We start from the raw sequence: 21,544 nt of genomic DNA, 5'->3' as shown, positions 1-21,544 counted from the left end.
AATTGCGACACGCCATAGCCGATTGTGACAGATACCCCTAATATTGTTGCGATAACCGAAACAATATCTACAGCATGGCCAAGCGGACCAGAGAGGTGTTTGCCTAGCAAAGGTGTTAATCCGGACCGTATGGTCAGGGGTAGGCCGCGCGAATAGCTGAAAAAGGCAAGTGCCAAGCCAACCAAAGCATAACAAGCCCAAGCAGATAAACCCCAATGCAAAAATGACCATTGGAAAGCTGGTCTCACATTTTCGGCTGTTACAGCCGCAACTGTGCCACGGATGATGTCAGGATTGTTGGAAAAATGATAAATCGGTTCAGCTGTTGAATAGGTCAGCATACCGATACCGATTCCCGCACCAAACATCATTGAAAACCAAGAAAAGCGCGAAAATTCAGGCTTTTCATCTAGCTGGCCAAGATGTATGGCACCGGTTCTAGGCCATAATGCCAAAATGAAGCAGATGACAACATAAAAAGCCACAACATACATGTACCAATGGCCAAAATGCGAAAGTAGGAAGCCGTTGATCTGGCTTAACAGCGCGCCAGCCTGATCGGAAAAGACGGCGGCCCATAGTATCAAAGCCCCGATAAGGGCTTTGGATCCTATCGTTACAGCGCGATTGAATCCCTGGTAAAAACCGCTACCAGCTTTTTCAATCGGAAGATTAGTAAGAGGAGGGTTAATAGACATTTATTTCTCCTAACGAGTGAGTTGCGGAAGAAAACTGTCTTAATTACCTTTGACTTGATCACAGCTAGTCATAATTTTGACGCAAGTGCAAGATTTGTTTGGATGCATATTTCGAACGATTGAAGTATCGAGTTAGATGCTGTTTTTTTAAATCAAATATTTCTAAATTTGCAGAAAACTTATTTGAGAGTCTAGTGACTCAAGACCAAGCCAATTCACAAATTTGGGTAAAATGCAAGTGTTTGTCTTTCAATCTATTGCAAAAAAATGACTTTATACTTTCTTTAACAGTGTCGATTGAGTAGTATTTCTCAAAATCGTTAATGACTGAATAAGTGTAACGGTTTTAAACAACAAAAAACTAAGCAGGGAACAAACTCATGAAAAAAGTTTATTTTGCATTTGCTGGTCTTGCTGTTGCTGCGCTTGTTGGCACAGCACAGGCTAGCACGCTGGAAGACGTGAAGTCTCGTGGCGAAGTAAGATGTGTATTTAGCACTGGCCTAGCCGGCTTTGCTTTTCCAGATGACAAAGGTAACTGGACTGGTTTCGACGTGGATTTCTGTCGTGCCACTGCTGCTGCTGTTCTTGGCGACGCACAAAAGATTGGTCCTGTACCGGCAACAACTCAGAACCGCTTTACAGTATTGAATGCTGGCGAAGCTGACGTTCTGTGGCGTAACACAACAATCACTTTCAGCCGCGATGTTGGCGTTAAGCTTACATTCCTGGGTGTGAACTACTATGACGGTCAGGGCTTTATGGCCAAGAAGTCACTGGGCATTAGTTCTGCCCTTGAGCTTGATGGTGCATCTGTATGTATCCAGACAGGTACAACAACCGAACTAAACCTCGCTGACTATTTCCGTTCAAACAACATGACTTATGAAGCTGTTCCAGTGGCTGACTCAGCTGAAGCACGTGAGTGCTACAATTCTGGTCGTGGTGACGTTCTGACAACTGATGCGTCTGGACTGTCTTCACAGCGCGCTGCAATGGAAAACCCAGACGATCACATTGTTCTTCCTGAGATTATCTCTAAAGAGCCGCTTGGACCAGCAGTACGTCAGGGTGACGATGAGTGGGCCGATATTGTTCGTTGGGTTCTGTATGCAACAATCACAGCTGAAGAGCTGGGCATTACACAGGCTAACGTAAACACAATTGGTGCGACTACCAACAACCCTGAAATCAAGCGTTTCCTTGGTCTTGAAGCTAATTTGGGGCCAGAGCTTGGTCTTAGCAACGATTGGGCAAAGAACATCATTGCCCAGGTTGGTAACTATGGCGAAATCTTTGAGCGCAACATCGGTGTGAACACTCCACTAGGTATTGGCCGTGGTGTAAACGCACTATGGACAAATGGTGGTCTGCAGTACTCACCTCCGTTCCGCTAGGACCTGGTTACAAAATACGCACCGCGGGGTAACCCGCGGTGTTTTGTTATTAATAGACATTTATTTAAAATATTTTGGAAAACCGCATGCATCAAAATAGCACCACGGATTTCAGTCTGCGCCGGTTGTTTTACAATCAAGAAATACGATCTGTTGCGATCCAGATTATTACCCTTGCAGTCATATGCTATCTTGTTTTTTCCATTGGGCAAAATGTGCTTGTTAACCTTGCCGCTATTGGTAAGGACCTTAGCATGAATTTCCTCTGGGTACCTGCCGGATACGATATTACCTTTCAACCTTTCATCGATTATGGCCCCACAGATACGCATTTTCGTGCGGCTATGGTGGGATTATCCAACACTTTGCTGGTCGCCGTAACGGGTATTATTCTAGCTACCATTCTAGGGTTCACGCTTGGTGTAATGCGCCTGTCAAATAACTTTTTGGTTAGTAAATTATCGCAGATATTTATTGATTTCACGCGAAATGTGCCGGTTTTGCTTCATATCTTCTTTATTTATGGCGTCATCATTAATCTGTTGCCTGTCCCCAAAAAAGCCGAAGCCATTAGCGGTGTTTTCTATATGACGAACCGAGGTATTTTTGCTCCTGCGCCTACATTAGAGCAAGGTTATGAGTTTGTCGTTGGTGCCTTTCTTCTTGCCATTATTGGCTGTTTTATTCTGGCCAAATGGTCAAAAAATAGACAGATGAAGACTGGTAAGATTTTTCCTCTTTTCTGGTCATGCCTGGCTATGATTATTGCCTTCCCTTTGTTGGCCAATATATTTGTCGGTGGTGCAATTGGCGTTGAGGTCCCAAAGCTGAAAGGCTTTAATTTCAAAGGTGGTCTGATTTTGCGCCCTGAATATGTGGCGCTATGGTTCGCATTATCATATTACACGGCTAGCTTTATCGCCGAGATTGTGCGCGGTGGTATTCTGGCCATTCATAAAGGCCAAAAGGAAGCGGCCCATGCGCTTGGAATTTCGCCTACTCGTACCTTGCGCCTCGTGATCATTCCGCAAGCCCTACCACTGATCATTCCGCCGATTGCCAGTAATTATCTGAATCTGACCAAGAACTCGTCATTGGCCATTGCTATTGGTTATTTCGATATTGTAGCGACGTTGGGTGGTATTTCATTGATGCAGACAGGTAAAGAGGTGGAGACGATGTCTCTGGTGCTTCTGACATATCTATGCCTGTCGCTTATCATTTCAGCGGCAATGAATTACCTAAACCACCGCGTCGTATTGAAGGCTAGATAATCATGACAGCTTCTACAGAATCATCAAAACAGTCACATGCGTCCCAAGATATGCTACCGCCACGCGGTGAGACAGGCATTATGTTGTGGTTGCGCAAAAACCTGTTTGCGACGCCTACCGACACCGTGCTGACCCTTGTATGTATGTATATTCTGTATCTGTTTGTGCCTGGACTGGTTCAATGGGGCATCATTGATGCGGTCTGGTCAGCGTCAGGCAGGGTTGATTGCTGGGAGCAGATGGACGAACCTAATAGCGCGGCATGCTGGGCTTTTGTAAGCACCCGCTTGCAGTTGCTTACTTATGGTTTCTATCCCGAAGAATATATCTGGCGGGTAAATCTGTCCTTTGTCCTGTTCCTGATCGCCCTGATACCGATATTGTGGGATAACACGCCGCGCCGCCCGCTGGCTTTGCTGTATTCGGCCTTATTCCCGTTTATTGCAACATGGTTGATTTTTGGCGGTCTGGGGCTAGATGTCGTTGAAACTAAGAAAATTGGGGGTATTGCCCTGACGCTTCTTATCGGGGTGACAGGCATCGCTTTTTCATTACCGATTGGTATTATGCTGGCGCTTGGCCGGACATCTAAACTGCCTGTGCTAAAAATGCTTTCGGTTATCTTTATCGAGTTTATCCGCGGTGTTCCGTTGATCGCTTTACTATTCATCGCGTCAACCATGCTGAATTACTTCCTGCCACCAGGGACAACGTTTGATCTTCTGGTAAGGGTTCTGATTATGGTCACATTTTTTGCCTCAGCCTATATGGCCGAGGTGATCCGTGGTGGTCTGGCAGGTATTCCAAAAGGTCAGATTGAAGCGGCGCAAGCGTCTGGACTTACATATTGGAAGACGACGTATTTGATCGTCATGCCGCAGGTTCTTAAAATTTCAATTCCAGGCATCGTGAATACCTTTATTGGCCTGTTCAAAGACACCACTCTGGTTTTGATTATTGGCATGTTTGATGTGCTTGGCATGGGGCGTTCATCGCTGGCAGATCCGAACTGGAATGGTCTGGCACGTGAGATATATATCTTTGTTGCAATCTTCTTTTTCATATGCTGCTACGGGATGAGTTATTACTCAGCCTATCTGGAGCGTAAACTAGACACTGAAAACAAATTTCAGAAGAAATAATTGGCTGGGAACAAAATGGCTAGAAATAAAATGGCTGGAAAACCAAACAAGTCTTCACAAGGTGAAACCGTTATCCGCATCGAGGCGATGCATAAATGGTTCGGTAATTTTCATGCGCTCAAAAACATCGATTTGACAGTTAAGTCGGGGGAAAAAATTGTTATTTGCGGTCCGTCAGGCTCAGGTAAATCAACGCTCATCCGATGTATCAACCGTCTTGAAGAACACCAAAAAGGTATCATTAATGTACATGGCACTGATCTGACTAGTGATTTGAAAGATATCGAAACGATCCGCTCAGAAGTCGGTATGGTGTTTCAAAGTTTCAATCTATTCCCGCATCTGACAATCCTCGAAAATTGTGTGCTTGCCCCGATTTGGGTGCGCAAGATGCCACGCAAAGAAGCTGAAGAGATTGCAATGCAGTATCTTGAGCGTGTGCGTATTCCCGAACAGGCGCTCAAATATCCAGGCCAGCTTTCAGGCGGTCAGCAACAGCGTGTGGCGATTGCCCGTGCTTTATGTATGCGCCCTCGGATCATGTTGTTCGATGAACCAACATCAGCGCTTGATCCAGAAATGATCAAGGAAGTGCTGGAAACCATGATCTCGCTTGCCGAAGATGGCATGACAATGATGGTCGTGACGCATGAGATGGGCTTTGCACGCAAAGTTGCAAACCGGGTCATCTTTATGGATGCTGGCGAGATTGTTGAAGAAAATGATCCTGAAACATTCTTTAACAAGCCAAAGAATGACCGTACAAAGCTATTCCTCAGCCAGATTCTGAACGATTAATCACCAAGGGTTAGCTCGGTTTGATCCTGATACGGGGCTAAGCGTGGCCGGTTTTGATTGGGGCATCGGATGTACCCCATTCGGTCCATGATCCATCAAAAATTGTAACCTGGCGATGTCCAACAAGTTCAAGCGCTAGCGCTAAAGCACATGCGGTTACACCAGTGCCACATGTGGTGGTGATGTCTTGTGATAGATCAACACCACTAGATTCAATGATCTGCTTCAATTCATTGGCAGGCTTCAAGAGCTTTGTGTCCGAATCAAACAATGACGTAACAGGCACATTCAATGACCCTGGAATATGTCCCGAACGGATACCCTCACGTGGCTCTGGAACCTCGCCAGTAAATCGGCCTGTTGCCCGCGCATCAACGATTTGGCCAGCGCTGCCAGCTTCGACCTGTGCGCGGAGATCCTGCATATAGGCCACGGCTGAATCGTGAGCTTTACCAGCGGTAAAATTACCCGGGGCAACAGCTTTTGAAGCGCCTTTGGCCATATTACCGCCAGCCTGTTTCCATGCGGTGAGCCCGCCATCAAGATAGCTGACGTTGGCATGACCAAACAAACGGCATAACCACCATGCCCGCGCTGAAGACATAAAAACCGAATCATCATAGACAATCACGTGATCATTCTGATTGACGCCAAGTCTGCGCATATGCGTTTGAAATATTTCGGCAGACGGCACGGTATGAGGGAGTGTTGCATCAGGGTCGGCTATCACGCTAAGATCAAAACGCTGGGCACCCGGGATATGCCCGTCATCAAATTCCGTATTGGCGTCGCGGCCAGTTGCGGGAATGTGAAAAGTTGCATCAAAAATTCTTAAATCACTATCATCAATATGTGCTTTAAGCCATTCTGATGAAACGATATTATTGTTATCAATCATGATTTTATCTCTTTAGAGCCAATCGGGTATGGGCAAATCTTTTTCCCGCAGAAATTCTGGATTCCAGACCTTTGATTGGTAGCGTTGTCCACTATCACATAGAATGGTGACAATGGTATGACCTGGTCCCATTTCCCGAGCCATCGCGACGGCACCTGCAATATTGATCGCAGAAGAGCCACCAAGATACAGGCCTTCGTCACGCATCAATGCGTAAATCATTGGCAAGGCATCTTTGTCGCTAAGGCAGAAAGGCATATCAACAAGGGCTTTTTCCAGATTGGCGGTGATGCGTCCCTGACCAATACCTTCGGAAATCGAATTGCCTTCGGCTTTTAATTCGCCATGCGCATAATAATTGAACAAAGCTGAGCCTTCAGGGTCAGCCAGGCCAATTTTAATATCAGGATTCATTTCTTTCAGGAACTGGCTGACGCCAGCCAATGTGCCACCTGAGCCAACCGAACAGATAAACCCATCAATTTTATGATCGGTTTGTGCCCATATTTCAGGTCCAGTGGTATTGTAATGCCCGTCAAGATTGGCGGTATTGTCAAACTGGTTTGCCCAGATTACACCGCCATTATGTGCCCCGCTTAGCTCTTGTGCGAGCCTTTCAGAATAGCGAACGTAATTGTCTGGATTCTTATAAGGAACGGCCGGAACAAGGCGTAAATCAGCACCAAAAACGCGCAAAACCTGTTTTTTTTCTTCACTTTGCGTTTCGGGCATAACAATGACCGATTTATAGCCCTTGGCATTGCCCACCATGGTCAGACCAATACCCGTATTACCTGCCGTACCCTCTACGATCATACCGCCAGGACCAAGCAAGCCTTTGGCTTCAGCATCTTCAATGATAGCTAATGCCGCACGATCTTTAACCGAACCACCAGGATTCATGAATTCCGCCTTGCCAAGAATTGTGCAGTTGGTCATCTCAGATGCAGCACGAAGCTTGATGAGAGGGGTGTTGCCAATGGCGGCCAAGAAATCATTTTTCTGCATGTTATTGCTATTCTTTGTTCAGAGGTGAATGGTAGATTATAGATTAACCGACAATAGGTGCATAAGCCGTTTGATGCAAAATAGTTTTTAAAATTGATGGTTGGCAGATTACCAAGATCATGCCAATTTAATTTTATGATTTGTTAATGTTAGCAAATAGATTGTTTGGACTGCTTATGGCTCGTATCACTCTTCTACGACATGGTAAAAGCGAAAACCCTAAGGTCGGTGTTTCTGATTTTGATCGTGCGCTCATTAAGCGTGGTCAACAGAATGCTGATAATGTCGGTAACATGATGATACAGCTGAAAATGTTACCTGACTTTGTGCTCGTGTCACCAGCCATGCGCACCAAACAGACATATGAACTCGTCTCGCAAAATTGGCCTGATATTCCAATGATGTTTGTTGATGGTCTTTATGAAGCGACAGCTAATCAACTTATGTATGTGATCGAGGAACAGGCAAATAACTCACAGAATATGATGGTTATTGGCCATAATCCAAGTCTTGTTGTATTGCTTAACCGAATGGTTGGTTCAACACATACTGACAATAATTTATCGTATTTTCCGACTTGCTGTCTTGCTGATATCGGTTTTGAAGCCGATAGGGTGCGCGATATTGATCCAGAAGATGGTCGGCTTTTGTCGATCGTACGCGCCCGTGATTTAGACTCTCATGCTCTGTAAAGCGTCATTTTTATTATTCACTTTATAGCATCTTAATCATTTTTATGACTTTATGCGGTTTCGCGTGTTGACAGCTATGTTTTAGCGTATTAAAACGCTGAAACATGTCACAAGGCATATGGTTCAAATGAAGCGTAACGAAATTCAAAAAAGGCACGAACAAGATCTGTTCGACGCAATATTGACGTTGGAGAATAATGAGGAAGCACGAAGCTTTTTCTATGATCTATGCACGCCTGCCGAGCTAGAAGGTTTGGTTGATCGTTGGCGTGTGGCGCAGATGCTTGTGCAAAAGGTGCCATATCGTAAGATTGCCGAAGAAACCAGTGTTAGCACCGCAACGATTGTAAGGGTCGCCCGGTTTCTGAATAACGGTTTTGATGGCTATAAAATAATTATGCAACGCCAGGGAAAGCTCTAGGTAAAGGATAGTAAGTCAATGAATGCAATGCGTGATAACGGCAGGTTGAAAATTGCCATTCAGAAATCAGGCCGTCTGGCAGATATGTCGCTACAATTACTTGAAAAATGCGGTATTTCGTTGGCTAAAAGCCGTGACCAGCTTTTATGTATGGCAGATAACTTTCCATTAGATGTTTTTCTGGTTCGAGATGATGACATTCCGGCTTTTCTGGCTACAAATGTATGCCAGTTGGGTATTCTGGGGCAGAATGCGTTACTTGAACAACAGGCTAACGAAAATGGTAAATATGCCGAATTACAAGAGGTTATGGCGCTTGGTTACGGTAAATGCCGTCTATCTATCGCCGTGCCAAATGATTTTGACTATAAAGACATTACGTCATTGACAGGCAAGACGATTGCCACATCATACCGTGGGTTACTTGCCAAATATCTGGCCGACAAAAATGTAGCGGCTGATATTGTTACCATGCAAGGGGCTGTTGAAGTTGCGCCACGTACACATCTTGCCGATGTAATTTGTGATCTTGTTTCGACAGGCAATACGCTAAAGTCCAATGGTTTGCGCGAAACCGACATCGTTATGCAATCGCAAGCTGTTGTTATAAAAAATGCTATTACCGACCCTGCGATCACTTCGATTTATGAAAAGCTCATTGCTCGTTTGCGCGCTGTTTTAAGGGCGGAAAATAGTCGTTATATCATGCTGAACAGCCCGATCAGCGCGCTGGATGATATAAAGGCGGTTTTACCCGGGTCACAATCGCCCACTGTTATGCCTTTGCAAGGCCGTGAAGATATGGTTGCCGTGCATGCCGTCTGCGAGGAGGGGGTGTTCTGGAATACAATGGAGGCTTTGAAAGCCAAAGGTGCTAATTCCATCTTGGTTGTGCCTATCGAAAAAATGCTAGATTAGAGGCAAGACATGACGACGAATAAAAATCAATCAGCATCAGCTATCGTTAATCGGGCTCGTCCAGAAATTCTGGCTATGAAGGGCTATTCATCAGCGCGATCTTTACAAACTGGCACGGATACATCTATTTTTCTGGATGCTAATGAATGTCCCTTTGAGCCATTTATAGGTGCGCATAATCTGGCACGTTACCCACGTCAGCAACCTATTAAACTGGCGGTTGCGATTTGTGACTGGCTTGATATATCAACGCGCAATCTGACTGTTACCCGCGGTGCCGATGAGGCAATTGAATGTCTAATGCGCGCCTTTTGTGTGCCAAACACCGATAATATTGTCATTTGTCCGCCAACATTTGCCATGTATCGTCAGTCAGCCATTCTGCACGCAGTCGAAACGCGCGAAGCGCCTTTGAATGATAGTTTTGGTCTTGATATTGCCGCCATTGATAAGGCAACGGATGCAAATACCAAGATGATATTCATCTGTTCGCCAAATAATCCTACAGGCAATGTCATGGCGCGCGATGACATACTCAGCCTTTGTGCTGCCTATGCGGATCAGGCGCTTATTGTTCTGGATGAAACCTATATCCAATTTGCCGAGGCCAGCAGTTTGATTCCGATGATTGAATCGACGCCCAACCTTGTGATTTTGCGCACCTTATCTAAATCGCACGCCGCTGCTGGTTTGCGTTGTGGGGCGGCTATCGCGCGGGGGGAGATTACCCAGCTTTTGCAAAAGGTTCTGGCGCCATATCCATTGGCAAGCCCTGTTGTTGACGCGGCTCTTGCTATTTTGACATCAAAAAATCATCAAACGCTTGCCGCAAAGCGGGATGCGCTCATTGAGCGCCGCGACCGCTTTATTCCGCGTCTGGCCGCCTTGCCAATGGTTGACGCGATTTTGCCAAGTGATGCCAATTTTATTTTGGTGCGTGTGCAGGATGCCGATAGTTTTTATGCAACCTGTCTGGAAGCCGGGATTGTCGTTCGCAACCAATCACATCAACCAGGGCTGGCCAATAGTATCCGCATTTCAATTGGAACTGAAGATGAGATGAATGCCCTTGTGGCGGCACTAAGCGGTGATACTACAGAGTCTGCGACTGATACAGCTAGAACGGGCAAGGTCATTCGTACAACCAGTGAAACGGCTATTTCAGTTTCGGTAAATCTCGATAAGGCATCTCCCGTCAATATTAGCACCGGCATTGGCTTTTACGATCACATGCTTGATCAGATTGCCAAGCATGGCGGGTTTTCGCTGGAAGTTGAATGTGATGGTGATCTGCATATTGATGCCCATCATACTGTTGAAGATTGTGCCATTGCACTGGGGCAGGCCATAAGAACGGCGCTTGGCGATAAGCGTGGTATAAATCGTTACGGCTTTATGTTGCCAATGGATGAGACATTGGTGACTGTTGCGCTTGATCTGAGTGGTCGCTTCTATCTTGATTTCAAAGCCGATTTTCCGGCGACACATGTCGGTGATTTACCAACCGACATGGTGCCTCATTTCTTTTATTCGCTTGCCGAACATATGCAGGCCAATCTGCATATTTCGGTAACGGGTGAAAATGCCCATCATATGGTTGAAGCCTGCTTTAAAGGGTTTGGCCGGACCATCCGTCAGGCTGTGCGTCGAGAAGGCAGTGAATTGCCAAGTACGAAAGGCGTATTATGATCGCGATTATAGATAGCGGTGGCGCCAATATTGCATCTGTGCAATTTGCTCTTGAACGTTTGGACGTGACCAGCATTTTAACAACCGATGCAGATGTTATTCGCGGCGCCGAGCGAGTGATTTTGCCAGGTGTGGGAGCAGCCCCCGTTGCGATGGATATCCTGAGAAAGGCTGGACTTGTTGATGTTATACGCGGTTTGACACAACCTGTGCTGGGTGTGTGTCTGGGGATGCAGCTTTTGTTTGACCAGTCGTCAGAAAGGGCTGATAGCGCGGATCCTGACACCAGTATGCTTGGCATTACCCCAGGTAATTGCGCCGCCTTTATCCCTGCTGGTGATCGTTCTGTTCCGCATATGGGATGGAACAGTCTGGATTTCACCAGCACGCATCCTTTGCTAAAAGGTATCGTGCAAGGCGCTTATGTCTATTTCGTGCATACATATTTTGCCCCTGTTACCACAGCAACGATTGCCAGTTGTAGCTATGGCGATGTGTTTACCGCTATGGTCGCTGATCGTAATTTTATGGGATGCCAGTTTCACCCTGAACGTTCCGGGCCGGTAGGGGCGCGGATTTTGCAGAATTTTCTGGAGATGCCCGCATGATTATCTATCCCGCGATTGATTTGATCGACGGTGCTGTTGTGCGCCTGAATAAAGGTGATTTTGAGCAACAGACAACCTATGGCACCGATCCCATATCAGTTGCCAAAACATATGCCGATGCCGGGGCTAGTTGGTTACATCTTGTTGATCTGGATGGTGCGAAAGACCCAGCAAACCGTCAGCTTGATCTGATTACCAGAATTATTGATGCAAGCGGTCTGAAAGTACAAACCGGCGGTGGTATCCGCAGTATGGATGACGTTGCGGCCTTGGTTAATGCCGGAGCTAGCCGGGTTGTTGTTGGTAGTCTGGCTGTGCGTGATTACGCGGCTGGTGAAGCCTTATTTGCCAGATATGGTGGTGAAACCATTTGCCTTGCCGCCGATGTCATGCCAGTAACCAAAGTATCAGGTGATATCAGCTATAATATTGCGATGTCGGGATGGCAGGAAACTAGCAATCTGACCTTATTTGAGTTTTTGGAGCATTACGCCAATCATGGATTGCTACATGCTTTATGCACCGATATTGCCCGTGATGGGATGATGACCGGCTGTAACCGTGATCTCTACGCTTCGGTTAAGGCCGCATTTCCCAACATTAAGCTTCAGGCGTCTGGCGGCGTGAGCGCGCTGAATGACCTTGAAGGCTTGCCAACAGATGGTGTGATCATTGGTAAAGCGCTGTATGAAGGGGTGTTTAGTGTCGGGGACGCGCTGGAGGCCGTAGCATGCTGACTAAACGTATTATCGCGTGTCTAGATGTCAAAGATGGCCGTGTTGTCAAAGGTGTGCAATTCCGCAATCACCGTGACATGGGTGATATTCTGGAGCTAAGTCAGCGCTATGCCGATGAAGGGGTTGATGAGCTGGTATTTTATGATATCACCGCAAGCGCTGATGGCCGCGTGGTTGATAAAAGCTGGGTCAATGCTGTGGCGCGCCGGATCAATATTCCCTTTTGCGTTGCTGGTGGCATTCGCTCTATCGAAGATGCCAAAATTTTGCTGAATGATGGTGCCGACAAGATTTCAGTCAATTCACCTGCGCTTGAACGCCCGGTGTTTATAAGTGAACTGGCCGCGGCCTTTGGCACGCAATGCGTTGTTGTTGGTATTGATTCGCGCCGTGAAAATGATGGTTTTCAGGTCTATCAATATACTGGAGACGTTAAAAAAACGGTCAAATCCAAGCGTGATACAGTGGCGTGGGCACAACAAGCCGTATCACTTGGTGCCGGTGAGATTGTTTTGAACTGCATGAATAATGATGGCGTCAAACAAGGCTATGATCTGGCACAGCTCAAGATGGTACGTGATGCTGTCTCAGTGCCAGTCATTGCATCGGGTGGTGCTGGTGATTACGAACATTTTGTTGAATTGTTCACACAAACAAATATTGATGGTGGGTTGGCGGCATCTATTTTCCATAGTGGACAGATACCGATTCCCGATCTTAAAGCCTATCTAAAATCCAAACAAATCGAAGTGAGACTTTAGCAATGTCTGATGTGGTCATGATCAATCTGGATGCCCCGGAATGGCACAAAGATGGTGAAAGCGGGTTGTTACCTGCTATTATCCAGCATGTTGATACGCGCGAAGTGCTGATGCTTGGCTATATGAACCGTGACGCTCTGGCGGCAAGTTATGACAGCGGCAAGGTAACCTTTTATAGCCGTTCCAAGCAGCGCCTCTGGATGAAAGGCGAAAGCTCGGGCAATATATTAACACTCATTGATGTAAGACTTGATTGTGACAATGATAGCTTGTTGATTACTGCATCACCGGCTGGACCAACGTGCCATACGGGTGCGCATTCATGTTTTGGCGATGAAGCCCAATCAGATACTTTGTTTCTTGATCGTCTTGGCGCATTGATAAGGCAACGTCATGCCACTATGCCAGCAGGTAGCTATACAACCAGCCTGTTTGAAGCCGGAAAAGCGCGCATCGCCCAAAAGGTTGGTGAAGAGGGAGTTGAGCTTGCCCTGGCCCGTATGAAAGATGATAAGGCCGAAATGGCTAATGAGTCGGCAGATTTGCTGTTCCATATGATGGTATTGCTGGAAGATGCTGATTTATCACTTGCTGATGCGATTTCTGTTTTGCAAGATCGGCATAAACAAGTTTAATTACATTTTATTTGGTCTGTGACAGTTAACTTTGATCTTTGACAGTGAAAAGGAATGATATAATGCAGAATAATTCTGATCGGCCCCGCGCCATACCCACCAAACAGGCCGAAAATGAAGCTTTTGTGGTTACACGCTGGGACTTTGCACCAGGTGCGGAAACAGGGCGGCATGTGCATGCGATGGATTATGTGGTTGTCCCCCTTACAACAGGGACACTGACTATCGAGGCGGCTGATGGCCAGATCACGCAAAGCCCACTCACCAATGGTGTTTCTTATGCGCGCTATGCTGGTGTCGATCATAATGTCATCAATGACAATGACAGCCCGTTTAGCTTTATCGAGATAGAAAAAAAGACCACTTAAATTTCGCGGCGGCCATCTGGCAACCATTGTTTATTTGTAATACGCGCGCCGATCACCAAACTGTCGCACCCGTTTCCGCCATGCTTCATAACTGCCGCGTTTGAGGGTTTTGCGCATCAATGTTTTCACCTGACTGTCGGATAAGCCATAGAGCATTTCAATCTGGGCGAAACTATCATGATCCGAGAGAGCCATTTGCACAATCTCGCTTATATCTTCTTCGGCAAGCACGGGCATATTGGCAGTTTTTTTCATCGATGAAGCCACCTTCACGTTAACAACCGTTTCGACGGTAGATTTTCTGGGATAACGAGAGGATTGGCTCCCCGGGACGGATTCGAACCGCCGGCCAAGCGATTAACAGTCGCTTGCTCTACCGCTGAGCTACCGGGGAATAGAGCCATAACCTATAAGACACACCAAATCGGTAAATCACAAGGCTTGGTGAGGAGTTATACATCACCAACGCGCAGATGCAAGCGCGTTTTCATCAAAAATAAACTGCATTTTACGTGCCATTTATTCTGAAAGGTAAAATTCAGGTTATTGTCAGTATCTGTGTGGCGGCCTTCTGGATTGCTGTGGCATCAAGTGAACCCCCATCAATCTCTAATATAACCTCATGGCCATGTGCGGTGGCCGAACGCCGATAAGCCGGATCGTAATGCGTTTCGAGTAAGTCAGCTACCAAACCATCCCAGTCACCAGCAGATGATAACGCTTTCCACCCATCAACAATGTCACGGCCATAACGTTTTACCAGCCCGTCAAATAGCGGTAATAGCCGTTCTGGTTGATTGGTCATATGCTGGTAATCCTGCTTTAAAAAGGCAACACGGGCTTTTAATGGCGCTGTAACAAGGACCGTCTTTGCTGCACGCATTGAAGCGAATAACGCCGCCGGAATATGAAGTTGACCAATCTTGTTGCTTTCCGCCTCGACAAAAACCGGACGGGTGCTATCGAATTGTTCAAGATAATGCGTAATTTCGGATTCAAACAAACGCTGGGCAGGTTGATCCGCATCCGGTTCAATACCCAATAAGGAACCACGATGTCTGGCAAGCCCTTCAAGATCGATGACTTGTGCCCCTAGCGTATTTGCTGCCCGCAGAATATGCGTTTTGGCAGTGCCAGTAACGCCGCCAAGCTTTATAAAGCGCAATTTTGGCGGTATTTCATCCAGCCTTGTTAACACATCCCGCCGATAGCGTTTATATCCCCCATCGATCAATTTCACATGCCAACCGATGTCGCTAAGGATTTGTGCCATTGCACCGCTGCGCTGTCCACCCCGCCAGCAATAGACCATAGGACGCCAGTTTCGCGGCTTGTTAGCCAGACTTTGCTGTAAATGTATGGCAATATTCTGTGCCACCAATGCAGCCCCCGCAAGTTTCGCTTCAAAAGGGCCAATCTGTTTATACATGGTGCCAATATCAATGCGTTGCTGGTTGCTTAAAACCGGCAAATTTATCGCCCCTGAAATATGATCATCGGCAAATTCAGCCGGTGTGCGCACATCGATAACCGTATCGACATCATCATTGTGCCACCATTCGGTAATTCGTTTTATGGGCGCGCCCATTAGCCAGTATCCTTTGGTGACAGGGTTATGCCAGTTTTACTATGTGTTATGCGCCCGACAATTGCAGGTTGATGACCCGCCGCAACGAGCGCTGCAAGGATGTGATCAGCCTGTTCTGGCTTTGCCAGCATCGCCAGACCACCACTCGTTTGCGGATCAAATAATAACGGCGTTCTATGTTGATCACACCCATTATGATCGAGTCGAACCGCCGCCTGATTTTGGCCAGCTAGGCTGGAAACAATGCCATTATCGGCCATGAACTGGGCACCAGGCAAGGGAATGATATCATCTGGATACAAGTAACAACCCTTGGCACCTGCTCGTGTTGCCAGATTAATCACATGCCGCGCCAGACCAAACCCGGTTATATCAGTTACCCATTCGATGCCATGTTCTATGGCTATCTTGGCAGCCTGATGATTGCTCATGCACATAGTATCGGTTGCGGATGTGATCCAGTCCCCCCGGGCTTTCAATTGCATATGCCCGGCCATGACAAGGCCAGTGCCAATCGGTTTTGTCAGAATGATCACCGCATCTTTTGGAGCTGGTGTATATGCGTCACGTTCGGGACGGATGCCTGTTACAGAGAACCCAACCGATAAGGATCCACCTTCGCTGGTATGGCCGCCAACCAGCTTTACACCTGCCTTGCTATGCGCCAGTAAAGCACCTGCAAGAATTTGGGTGAGCTGGTTAGTTTGAATCGATATTTTTGCCTCATTCAAATTAATAATAGCTAATGAATATAATGGCTTTCCTAGCATTGCGTATATATCACTAAAAGCATGAACTGAAGCTATTTGACCAAGCTTAAATGGGTCTGACACAATTTCGGACAGCATATCAACGGACTGCAAAATCCGCATATTGGGTGCCGGTGAGGGCAGTGATGCGGCATCTTCTTCCAAACTGTCATCCGGCATCAGATTGGGGTCAGCTCCCATGTCAACAGCGATAGACACAGCTTCACGCATTGCATTTTGTAGCGTTTCATGGCCTGTTTTGGCACCGCAACCAAGACACCGCATAGCCGCAAACGCCGGATCACTGTGTTTGCCTTCATCGGCATTGATCGCGTCTAAAGCATCTATTTTAGGGGTAGGTGGCATGGCAAGGGATTTATATTTATCCATAAAGCGTTGATCGATCCAGACTTTGAGTCGCCACAGATAATGTGCTTTAAATCCAAATGACCCACGCGCGGCGATAGCGGCTCCGTCGGCTGTTCCAATAAGCGCTAGATAACGTGATTGAGGTTTCCATGAACGCAGTGATTGATGCTTGATGTAGCGTTGCAGATTTTGGGCAAGAATACGCCCTGCGCGCACGGCAAAAACACCTGCTTTAGGTCTGCTATATGGATGTAAAGACGCGATATCACCACTTGCAAAAATATAGGGGTGGCTCAATGACTGTAAATTTTGTCCAACGCGTATAAAGCCATTTTTATCACATTCGATTGCAGATGAGGCGAGCCAGGACGGTGGTTTCACCGCTGATACCAGAAAACAAGCGTCAAAATCATATGTCTGGCCATCACGACATGAAAGGCCATTGGCGTGAATGCTAGTGACTTCTGCACCTTTATGGATATGGGCACCAATAGCTTTCAAATCAGCTTCGATCAGTTTTCCAGCGCGTGATGCCATATGGGGCATAAGACGATGCGAGCGACTGAACAGGCGTAATTCAGGTCTTTTTCCGGTTTCAGTCACCCATCGTTTGGATAAAGCGAGCGCCAATTCACACCCTGCTGCTCCCCCACCAATAACACTCAGACTATGTTTTTTGCCAGCTAAAAGAACATTTTCTAGCCGGTGTTGAAATTGTGCAATCGGTTTGACAGGAATAGCATGATCCATTGCACCATCGATCGTGTCTAGCGCAGATTGACCGCCTATATTGACGGAAAGGACATCAAACCGAAGTGAGGGGCGATGATCAAACAGAAGCCGTTTATGGTCGGCATCAATGCCTGTGCAAGGCGCGTGAATGATCCGTGCACCAGCAAATTGCGCTAATGTGGCAAGATCGATATGCAGATCATCATCATCCCATACCCCTTCGACAAAGCCAGGTAACATTCCTGAATAAGGTGTGCGCATGTCATTCGTTACAAGGGTTAACCGAATGCCGGCTATCGGTTTCATCGCAAACATCTTCAAAACGGCGATCTGGGCATGGCCACCGCCAAGAAGAACCACATCACCCAGAATTGCAGGGTCGGATTTATCCATTAACAGCTATAGTGACCAAGCTTGCCGCTGAAATAGGCTGCTGGTGTGCCTTCCTGTTGCTTGATTGACACAACCTCACCAATAAAGATTGTGTGATCTCCACCTTCATATTCGGTCCAATGCCGGCAATCAAAACTTGCCAAGCAACCGTTTAGAACCGGATGACCAGAAACGCCTTTTTCCCATTCAACACCATCAAAACGGTTTGGTGTTTGGCTTGCAAAACGTCCACATAAATCAGCCTGTGCCGACGCCATTACATTAACAACAAAACCATCCGCATCGCGAAAGGCCTGTAAATTGGCATTACGGTTATCAAGCGACCATAAGACCAAAGGCGGATCTAATGACACGGAATTGAAAGAATTAACAGTAAGGCCGTAAGGGGTACCATCTGCTTGGACAATCGTGACAATGGTCACACCTGTCAGAAACTTGCCCATTGCATTGCGCATTTCCAGAGGTTCTACGATAGTAGAATTGTTTTTTGTCATGGTAGTCATCTCATACCCCAATTTATTCAATCATAATTAATCCAACATAGTCACTGGCACCCGAACAGCAATGGAAATATTAGCAAAGCTGGCAGAAATCAGCATTTTTACCGGATCAGCCAATGACAAAAGCGCAGCTCTGATTAGGCTGGGGAACTGTCATCAGTGGGGGGTATGGTCTGATACAATATGATTCTTAAAACATAATGCCCAAATTTTGGAGGCCCGGACCGGAATTGAACCGATGTACACGGTTTTGCAAACCGCTGCATAACCACTCTGCCACCGGGCCTGTGTGATGATGGTCAGGTAATACCTAATAGGGCAGGTCGCGTCAATGATGCCATGCAGATATTAAATAAACTTAAATGAAAATATTAAAAAAATATTAACAGCCTTATCTTTCAAGCATTCAATTGTTTGCCAAAGAGATTTTTATGAAGGTTTGTAAGAATAATTTTAGTTTTGAATGTGTGCGATCAGGATTTTCAACTATTGAACTTCTTGTCGCGCTTTCATTGTTCGCGGTGATCAGTGTTGCCGCCATTCAATTTGTTTCGCAGAATAAGATAAGTTTACTTGAAGGTCGAAACGAACTTACGACACAACAAAAGAACGCAGCCATAGCGGCCTTTATTTATGATGATTTCAGGCGTGACCGGCTGAGCGATACTTTGCAATCAGCTGTATATATTAACAGCTCAATGCCACAGGACCTTCAGGACGCGCCTCCGCTTGTTGTGGGCACTGTTTTTGGCAATGGAGACCGTCATAGCGGCACAGAGCCAAAGTGCAAGCTCGTATCTGACGCCATTATTCGTTTCAGTACTTTCGGCATTGAAAAAAATTGCAAGGATGCGGCGGGTCATAATATCGCTGAAAATATAAATGCAATTCTGTCGCGCGGTGCCAAGATCGCCTTTTCCCTTGAAGGCGGCGGCGGCCGATGTACTGTATCATTGCCAATTCAGAACGCATCATCAAACAATCCGTATTTAAGATTGTTCGTTGAGGATGCTGCCTGTTTAACGCAAGCCGCAAACCCGACATTACCTGTCAAAGCTGGAAAACAAATTATCTTTCCCCGCTATGTTGCCTATAGCCGAGACAATCCTGCCAGTTTTTATACATCTATGATCGAACCAGTTGACAAAAGCGCCCCCGGCCTCACCATAGAAATGCCTGCAATATTCACCAGCATAAGTAGCGTTTTAACAGCACTTGAAGATATTGGTGTATATGCGCTAGATACGTCATCACAACTGAATTTACAGATCAATACGGCACACCCGACAAACCGACTTCGTTTTTCGTCAATTCCATTCGGCATGACAATTACTGGCGACAATAGTTCAAACGTCACATTTTCTGGTTCAGCAACGCAAATCGAAACCCTTTTATCAAATCTTCAATATCAATCTGATAACGGGTTTTTTGGTGATGACATGCTGACCCTAAATGCTCGGGTAGGAACAATCAGCCGTACAGCATCTTCTATCATAAAGGTAACGGCAAATTGCGGTGGTGTTGCAAATGGCACGGCCACGCGTTTTGACCTTGGTCGTTATGACGCAGTAGCAGAAACATTTAATGTAAACGAATTTGTGACAAGTGTTTCGGTCTGGAGCGATGTCTATCCACAAGATTATTACGGCTATTGTGGACCGGATCCGACTGATGCAAGTCGATATGTCAAGTTTGACCGCACTGATGGTGTGCCTTCTTATTATCCCGCCAAACCTTTGCCATGCACGAGGCCACTAGATTCAGATGCAAATTTACCTGGCAAATATATCAATTATTCACCTAGAAACCGTGGTGAAATACCTGAAAGCATCACTGTGTATCTTCACGAGCAGCACACGCTTAATACCATTGATCGATTTAGTCTGTTTTTCATTTTTGACGATAATGACCAGACCGGTGGAAGAGCTACATTTCGTCTCAACAATCTAGAACCAAACAGAAACTTGACGTCTTTTGCTGATAAATTTACTTTTGCCGACGACCCACATGAATATAGACCCTCCACAATTGGATCGTATGGAAACCTTACATCAGTTCCAAACTGGACATTTGCGCATGATGGTCTGGTGCTTCCCCTTCGACTGCCCAGCAATGGAAAGCGTAATGGTAAATATGAGCTGGAATTTTATAATCAGGACCCAGACGGTGACGGCGATGTTAACCCGCGACTTCGAATGTTAGCATATGAAAATATAACAAAGTGGAACATTCGTGCCGTTAATGATTCAGGTGTCGGGGTTAGCTATCGGCAATTTGACTTGCAAAATAATCCAGATATTCAAATGCGCATTAATGAATCGCAACGCTGTCCAACACCGTAAGAAATCTAGAATTGTCCATAGTTTATCGGGTAGAAGGAGCCATCAATAACGCCCAATTTACCAGCATAAACGCCAATTTCGCCAGTTTCTGACATGGCACAGGATACAATTACAAGCTCCTCAAACACCGCACCGGTTTGGCGGCCATTATTATATGCAAATGTAACCACAGATCGTTTGTTTGAGACTGTCATCGGGGAGTGTCGGATATTAGGGCTCGAAATGTCGAAGTTCCCCAAATATTCATTATCGACCGCATTAATACGCTTGAAACAAGCTACGCCAATGGGAATAACAGATGGCGATATGCCGGTTTTGAAAAAGCTGGGAATACCACCATCAAGTTTCGTCATATGAAACCCAAGTTCAAAGTTCTCGCGCGCCTCATGCCCAAGATGTGACGTCACACGAAGCGAGACTGCGCTTTTGCGGCTGTGATTAACTGTATTGAGCAACGGCACAGCTATAGCGCCTAAAAGCGTGATAATGACGAGAACAGATATAATCGCAAAACCAGCACGCGACTCACTAATAATCTGACCATGATGATTTTTGGGATGTGCTGAAATGTTATGCTGTTTATGTTTGACGCATCGTATCATTGCTACTGTTCCATTAAGGTTGCGTTGGCCGTGCAGCCGATGAAGCCGATAATAGTCACGCGAAAATATAGCTGCAATTTATTCGATTCATTTAATGTGTCGTAATTCTGTTTTAATTAAATAATTACTTTAAATCAGTAATATAAAAAGAATTTTTAATGTAATTAATATGTTTTATATTTGTTTTTTCTTAATTTTAAAAGTTAACAGATAGTAATTTAGTGA

At 46.0% G+C, this 21,544-nt stretch carries 22 protein-coding genes and 2 tRNA genes; 14 read left to right on the top strand and 10 right to left on the bottom strand.

Going from position 1 to position 21,544, the window contains the following annotated elements; genetic code table 11:
- Positions 1-698 (bottom strand): BCCT family transporter (locus ACTF7Q_RS06610; protein ID WP_438997057.1); only part of this gene is annotated, 698 nt, incomplete at its 3' end.
- 380 nt (positions 699-1,078) lie between these two features.
- Here ACTF7Q_RS06610 and ACTF7Q_RS06605 point away from each other — a divergent pair.
- The 4 genes from ACTF7Q_RS06605 (at position 1,079) to ACTF7Q_RS06590 (ending at position 5,309) form a co-directional block, all read left to right on the top strand.
- Complete coding sequence (locus tag ACTF7Q_RS06605; protein ID WP_438997056.1) at positions 1,079-2,095, top strand: amino acid ABC transporter substrate-binding protein; 1,017 nt, start codon at positions 1,079-1,081, stop codon at positions 2,093-2,095.
- 86 nt (positions 2,096-2,181) lie between these two features.
- A complete protein-coding gene (locus ACTF7Q_RS06600; protein ID WP_438997055.1) occupies positions 2,182-3,369 on the top strand; it encodes an amino acid ABC transporter permease in 1,188 nt (395 codons plus the stop codon).
- A gap of 2 nt (positions 3,370-3,371) precedes the next feature.
- A complete protein-coding gene (locus ACTF7Q_RS06595; protein ID WP_438997054.1) occupies positions 3,372-4,511 on the top strand; it encodes an amino acid ABC transporter permease in 1,140 nt (379 codons plus the stop codon).
- Between the two features lie 30 nt (positions 4,512-4,541).
- The gene (locus ACTF7Q_RS06590) at positions 4,542-5,309 is read left to right on the top strand and encodes an amino acid ABC transporter ATP-binding protein (protein ID WP_438997059.1); all 768 of its coding nucleotides are present in this window, start codon (positions 4,542-4,544) and stop codon (positions 5,307-5,309) included.
- Between the two features lie 37 nt (positions 5,310-5,346).
- Here the strand turns inward: ACTF7Q_RS06590 and sseA are convergent, their stop codons facing one another.
- Entirely contained in the window at positions 5,347-6,207 is an 861-nt protein-coding gene (gene sseA, locus ACTF7Q_RS06585) for a 3-mercaptopyruvate sulfurtransferase (RefSeq protein ID WP_438997053.1), read from the bottom strand.
- A gap of 12 nt (positions 6,208-6,219) precedes the next feature.
- The gene (locus ACTF7Q_RS06580) at positions 6,220-7,215 is read right to left on the bottom strand and encodes a cysteine synthase A (protein WP_438997052.1); all 996 of its coding nucleotides are present in this window, start codon (positions 7,213-7,215) and stop codon (positions 6,220-6,222) included.
- A 176-nt stretch (positions 7,216-7,391) separates the two neighbouring features.
- Between ACTF7Q_RS06580 and ACTF7Q_RS06575 the strand changes: the two genes are divergently transcribed.
- From ACTF7Q_RS06575 to ACTF7Q_RS06535, 9 genes are all read left to right on the top strand, one after another.
- Positions 7,392-7,907, top strand: a complete 516-nt coding sequence (locus tag ACTF7Q_RS06575; RefSeq protein ID WP_438997051.1) for a SixA phosphatase family protein — start codon at positions 7,392-7,394, stop codon at positions 7,905-7,907.
- A gap of 118 nt (positions 7,908-8,025) precedes the next feature.
- Complete coding sequence (locus tag ACTF7Q_RS06570; RefSeq protein WP_438997050.1) at positions 8,026-8,328, top strand: YerC/YecD family TrpR-related protein; 303 nt, start codon at positions 8,026-8,028, stop codon at positions 8,326-8,328.
- A gap of 18 nt (positions 8,329-8,346) precedes the next feature.
- Complete coding sequence (hisG, locus tag ACTF7Q_RS06565) at positions 8,347-9,246, top strand: ATP phosphoribosyltransferase (protein ID WP_438997049.1); 900 nt, start codon at positions 8,347-8,349, stop codon at positions 9,244-9,246.
- Between the two features lie 9 nt (positions 9,247-9,255).
- On the top strand, positions 9,256-10,935 hold the full coding sequence (hisC, locus tag ACTF7Q_RS06560) for a histidinol-phosphate transaminase (RefSeq protein ID WP_438997048.1): 1,680 nt from the start codon (positions 9,256-9,258) through the stop codon (positions 10,933-10,935).
- A complete protein-coding gene (gene hisH, locus ACTF7Q_RS06555; RefSeq protein ID WP_438997047.1) occupies positions 10,932-11,543 on the top strand; it encodes an imidazole glycerol phosphate synthase subunit HisH in 612 nt (203 codons plus the stop codon). The genes hisC and hisH overlap by 4 nt, the downstream gene beginning before the upstream one ends.
- A complete protein-coding gene (locus ACTF7Q_RS06550) occupies positions 11,543-12,280 on the top strand; it encodes a HisA/HisF-related TIM barrel protein (protein ID WP_438997058.1) in 738 nt (245 codons plus the stop codon). Before hisH ends, ACTF7Q_RS06550 begins: the two co-directional genes overlap by 1 nt.
- Positions 12,274-13,041, top strand: a complete 768-nt coding sequence (gene hisF / locus ACTF7Q_RS06545) for an imidazole glycerol phosphate synthase subunit HisF (RefSeq protein ID WP_438997046.1) — start codon at positions 12,274-12,276, stop codon at positions 13,039-13,041. Before ACTF7Q_RS06550 ends, hisF begins: the two co-directional genes overlap by 7 nt.
- Before the next feature lie 2 nt (positions 13,042-13,043).
- Entirely contained in the window at positions 13,044-13,676 is a 633-nt protein-coding gene (hisIE, locus tag ACTF7Q_RS06540; protein ID WP_438997045.1) for a bifunctional phosphoribosyl-AMP cyclohydrolase/phosphoribosyl-ATP diphosphatase HisIE, read from the top strand.
- A gap of 62 nt (positions 13,677-13,738) precedes the next feature.
- Positions 13,739-14,044 (top strand): cupin domain-containing protein, encoded by a 306-nt coding sequence (locus ACTF7Q_RS06535; RefSeq protein WP_438997044.1) that lies wholly within the window; start codon positions 13,739-13,741, stop codon positions 14,042-14,044.
- Between the two features lie 30 nt (positions 14,045-14,074).
- Here the strand turns inward: ACTF7Q_RS06535 and ACTF7Q_RS06530 are convergent, their stop codons facing one another.
- The 6 genes from ACTF7Q_RS06530 to ACTF7Q_RS06505 form a co-directional block, all read right to left on the bottom strand.
- A complete protein-coding gene (locus ACTF7Q_RS06530) occupies positions 14,075-14,299 on the bottom strand; it encodes a DUF2805 domain-containing protein (protein ID WP_438997043.1) in 225 nt (74 codons plus the stop codon).
- Between the two features lie 64 nt (positions 14,300-14,363).
- Positions 14,364-14,438 (bottom strand) — tRNA-Asn (locus ACTF7Q_RS06525).
- 144 nt (positions 14,439-14,582) lie between these two features.
- On the bottom strand, positions 14,583-15,632 hold the full coding sequence (gene mnmH, locus ACTF7Q_RS06520) for a tRNA 2-selenouridine(34) synthase MnmH (protein WP_438997042.1): 1,050 nt from the start codon (positions 15,630-15,632) through the stop codon (positions 14,583-14,585).
- Positions 15,632-17,875: a selenide, water dikinase SelD gene (gene selD, locus ACTF7Q_RS06515; RefSeq protein ID WP_438997041.1), complete on the bottom strand. Its 2,244-nt coding sequence runs from the start codon at positions 17,873-17,875 to the stop codon at positions 15,632-15,634. Before selD ends, mnmH begins: the two co-directional genes overlap by 1 nt.
- Entirely contained in the window at positions 17,875-18,369 is a 495-nt protein-coding gene (locus ACTF7Q_RS06510; protein ID WP_438997040.1) for a flavin reductase family protein, read from the bottom strand. The genes selD and ACTF7Q_RS06510 overlap by 1 nt, the downstream gene beginning before the upstream one ends.
- Positions 18,370-18,587: 218 nt before the next feature.
- Positions 18,588-18,661, bottom strand: a tRNA-Cys gene (locus ACTF7Q_RS06505).
- A 145-nt stretch (positions 18,662-18,806) separates the two neighbouring features.
- Here ACTF7Q_RS06505 and ACTF7Q_RS06500 point away from each other — a divergent pair.
- Positions 18,807-20,717, top strand: a complete 1,911-nt coding sequence (locus ACTF7Q_RS06500) for a PulJ/GspJ family protein (RefSeq protein WP_438997039.1) — start codon at positions 18,807-18,809, stop codon at positions 20,715-20,717.
- Between the two features lie 5 nt (positions 20,718-20,722).
- Here ACTF7Q_RS06500 and ACTF7Q_RS06495 read toward each other — a convergent pair whose 3' ends face one another.
- Positions 20,723-21,319 carry a hypothetical protein gene (locus ACTF7Q_RS06495; protein WP_438997038.1) on the bottom strand — a complete coding sequence of 199 codons (597 nt, stop codon included), beginning with the start codon at positions 21,317-21,319 and terminating at the stop codon, positions 20,723-20,725.
- Positions 21,320-21,544: the final 225 nt, after the last annotated feature.

The organism is Puniceispirillum sp. (SeqCode), assembly GCF_965657105.1.
In the GTDB taxonomy this organism is placed as follows: domain Bacteria; phylum Pseudomonadota; class Alphaproteobacteria; order Puniceispirillales; family Puniceispirillaceae; genus Puniceispirillum.
This window is presented reverse-complemented; position numbering and strand designations above follow the sequence as displayed.